General features: G+C 55.3%; 4 protein-coding genes. 3 read left to right on the top strand and 1 reads right to left on the bottom strand.

What is annotated here, in order from left to right:
* Positions 1-1032 (top strand): class I SAM-dependent methyltransferase (locus R6V78_RS18205; protein WP_410290808.1); only part of this gene is annotated, 1032 nt, incomplete at its 5' end.
* On the opposite strand, the gene R6V78_RS18200 is transcribed toward R6V78_RS18205, so the two are convergent.
* Entirely contained in the window at positions 1029-2441 is a 1413-nt protein-coding gene (locus tag R6V78_RS18200) for an SDR family NAD(P)-dependent oxidoreductase (RefSeq protein ID WP_410290807.1), read from the bottom strand. The genes R6V78_RS18205 and R6V78_RS18200 overlap by 4 nt on opposite strands.
* A gap of 167 nt (positions 2442-2608) precedes the next feature.
* On the opposite strand from R6V78_RS18200, the gene R6V78_RS18195 reads away from it, so the two are divergent.
* Complete coding sequence (locus R6V78_RS18195; RefSeq protein ID WP_410290806.1) at positions 2609-3178, top strand: chalcone isomerase family protein; 570 nt, start codon at positions 2609-2611, stop codon at positions 3176-3178.
* Positions 3179-3230: 52 nt separating this feature from the next.
* On the top strand, positions 3231-3533 hold the full coding sequence (locus tag R6V78_RS18190; protein WP_410290805.1) for an MFS transporter: 303 nt from the start codon (positions 3231-3233) through the stop codon (positions 3531-3533).
* Positions 3534-3720 lie beyond the last annotated feature (187 nt).

The following is a 3720-nucleotide window of genomic DNA, read 5'->3' as shown; positions in this document are numbered from 1 at the left end:
GGCTCGGATATCGGCCTGGGTGAAGCCTTTATGTTCAATGAATGGGATACCGACGATATCTCTTCGGTTCTCAGCTTTTTTATCCGTAACCGCCAATCAGTCAAGGATGGCGATTTCAAAGAAGGACTGCTTGCACAGGCGCTGGAGAAACTGCGCTTTATATCGCGCGCCAATACATTAAGCGGGAGCCGCCGCAACATCCGGCGTCACTACGATCTGTCCAATGCTTTTTTCCAGACCTTTCTGGATGACTCCATGGCCTATTCGTGTGCCATATTCAACCATCCGGGGGAGCACCTGGAAACGGCCCAGAAAAATAAGTACCGAACCATCATTGATAAACTGCAATTGCGTGCCGAAGATCATCTGCTTGAGATTGGCTGCGGATGGGGCGGGTTTGCCATGGAAGCCGTTCGACGGACCGGATGCCGGATCACCGGCCTTACGATCTCCAGAGACCAATACCATCTCGCCCGACAGCGGGTCCGCCAGGCCGGTCTGCAGGATCGTATCCACATCCTTTTTCGTGACTACCGCAAAATGAATGGGCGCTTTGACAAAATCGTCTCCATCGAGATGCTGGAAGCCGTGGGGCATGCTTACTATGGCACCTTTTTCCGGCAGCTGGACCGTCTGCTGGCCCCTGACGGCATTGCCGTCATCCAGACCATCACCATCCCCGACCAGCGCTATGATACCTACCGAAAGGCCCATGACTGGATTCAAAAACACATCTTCCCCGGAGGACTGCTGCCGTCGTTGACGGTTCTGACCCGAGCCATGACCCGCCACTCCAGCCTGATGGTCGACCACGTGGAAAACATTGGCAACCACTATGCCACCACGCTGGCGCAATGGCATCGCCGGTTTAAAGCCAACCGGGACCAGGTCACCCAATTGAGATTTGACCGTATATTTCAGCGGAAATGGGCCTACTATCTGGGCAGCTGTGAGGCGGGATTCCGCGAGCGGGTGCTGGGGGATCTGCAGTTGGTTCTGACCCGGGAAGGCAATCGTCGTCTGGCCGATTAAGCCAGACCGGACACTTCATCCAGAACCTTTATCAGTTCGCGGTTGTCTCTGGATGAACTGCGTGTGTGGCGAAAAACATGTGTCGCACGGATTTTTCGATCCAGCCAGAACTGGCCGGATGCGCGATGGGCGTCCGGCGCAGCCGCCAGCCAGACGATCGTATCGGCACCCTGCGCCGGTGTCCGCAGCCACGGGGAAAGTTGTCGATGAAATGCCGGCAGGGATTTTTCGAGACCGGGGGTGTCGACCCAGCCCGGATGCATGGCGTGTACGCTGATCCCCGACGATGCCAATTCGTTGGCCCACAATTCGGTGAGGATGATCAGACCGCGCTTGGCTCGCGCATAGGCCGTTGGCCCATGATGGAAAGCACCGCCGGCGTCAAGTGCATCCGCACGAATGCCCTGGGTATACATGCCTCCGGAAGCAACATTGATGATCCGCGCCGCCTTGGCCGCCATTAGCGACGGCAGCAGCAGCCGGGTCAGCAGGTACGGACTGACCAGATCGGTCGCCATGGTCATTTCGATACCTTCGGCCGTCTGCCGGTAGTGGTTGAACAGCGCACCGGCATTGTTGATCAGCACATCGATCCGGTCATGGCGATGGATGAGGCGGGCGGCCAACTGCCGGACATCGGCCATCAGGCTCAGGTCGGCCAATTCGGTTTCAATCGTTCCGCCACCTCGGGCAGAGCCCAGATCCCGGCGCAGTTCCTTGAGTTTCTCCTTATCACGACCCACCACCACAAGGTGTGCACCTTTGCGGTAGAGTTCCCGAGCGGCGGCTCTGCCGATACCCGAGGTCCCGCCGGTGAGCACCATGGTCCGGCCGCTGTACAACGCGGACGACACGGGCCTTCGTCGTTTTGCCAGTGTGTATCCAATCCGGGTAAACCCGATCAGTCCGGGAAGGATGGCCTGGTCGGCCAACCGGGTCATGGTGGTAAGATGGGGCGGCGTTGAAGAGCCAGACAGCATTGCTCGAAGCCGCCGCATGGCTTTTTGGGCATACAGGCCAAACAGGTGTTTGCCAAGGATGTTCGTCAATCGGTTTGGGGTTCGGTCAAAGGCAACCTCAGCCACATAGGTCAGTCGCGTACCCCCGGAAATATCCTCGAATCGGATGCGGTCCACGGCTTTAAAGTGTGGTCCGTTGCCCTCAAGTTCGATTAACTGGTGTGGCGCCATGCGCTTAATGACATAAGTCATCGGTACGCGCTGCCACCCAAAGCGGAGGGTGATGTGAAAGCGACTGCCCACAGACGGCTTGCCCGCTGACAGCATGCGTGCACTTACCACGCTGGGGTCCCATTCCGCGACGGCGGTCCAGTGACTCAGATAGTCGAAAACCCGGTCGGTGGGTTGATCCACATCGATTTCTTTTTTTATTCGCCACGTGTTGCCCATGATTTTATCGCCATGCATTGGATTGGCTGGAAAGACCTATCATTCTAACCGCAGTATTAACTCATTTTTTGACCGCCGATTCGGCTTGTCAAACCGTGAGCAGAAGTTATCTTCTAAATTAACATAGTAATTCTTCATTTGCAGGCATCAATAGACGAGGCACCAATATGAAACGAAATTTATGTGGCTTCCTGATCGTCATGATGCTGGTAGCGACCCCCTCCGTTGCCAGTTTGACCGTTGATGTGGACGGTGTCCGTTTTGATAAAACCGTTAATGCTATGGATCAACGACTCCACCTGCACGGCGCCGGGCTGCTCAAGGTTATGGTATTCATCAAAGCCTATGCCGGTGCCCTTTATCTGCCCGAATCGGTACCGTCGGAGAATGTGCTCAAACCCGTCGCCAAACAATTGGTGCTGGAGTATTTTCACCCCATCAAGGGCGAGGATTTCGCCAGGGCCACGCGAAAAAAGATCGCCGACAATGCCACTGCGGATCAGGTGAACGGTATTCAATCGCGTATCGACAATCTGGCTGCGATGTATCGCGATGTGAAGCCGGGTGACAGGTATGCGCTGACATATATCCCCGATAGAGGAACAACCCTATCTCTGAATGGTGAAGCCCTGGGATCAATCCCTGGAGATGACTTTGCCCGCGCCGTATTCGCCATCTGGCTGGGCGCAAATCCTATAGACCAGAAATTCAGGGATCAACTCTTGAGGGGCTCATGACGCCGCATCAACCCGCCACCCGCTGCCGTGGACCCAGAAACTCTCATACGGATTGCCTGCATTGGCACTGGCGGTGGTTGGTATACCGGTTTATGTGCACATCCCCAAGTTCTACACCGATGTCATCGGCGTAAACATTACCTGGGTGGGCACCATTCTCATGCTCGCCAGTCTTTTTGACGCCTTTTCCGACCCGATGATGGGTGTAATCTCGGACCGTGTGCGCACCCGCATGGGGCGCCGCAGACCGCTCATCCTGTGGGGCAGTTTCTGTCTTGCGGCGGCCATGTTTCTTCTTTTCGTCCCCCCGCACCTTGAAGGCAATTTGCACTCGTCTGGTTTGCGGCAACCGTAACATCTCAAAAAATTATGGTAGTAATTAAAAAATCCTCTGGACACCCCCACCACATCGTGCTATACACATGATGTATGAAAGGGATTTTAACGCCACCAGAGATACCTGACAAAGAACTGTCTCCACGTGTTGAACAGCTGCTGGTGATTATCGAACATCAAAACATCATCATCCAGCAGCTAAAAGA

The sequence above is a fragment of the Desulfosarcina sp. genome, assembly GCF_046496365.1.
In the GTDB taxonomy this organism is placed as follows: domain Bacteria; phylum Desulfobacterota; class Desulfobacteria; order Desulfobacterales; family Desulfosarcinaceae; genus Desulfosarcina.
The sequence above is the reverse complement of the archived record's forward strand: the minus strand, read 5'-3'. Positions and strand labels throughout refer to the sequence as shown.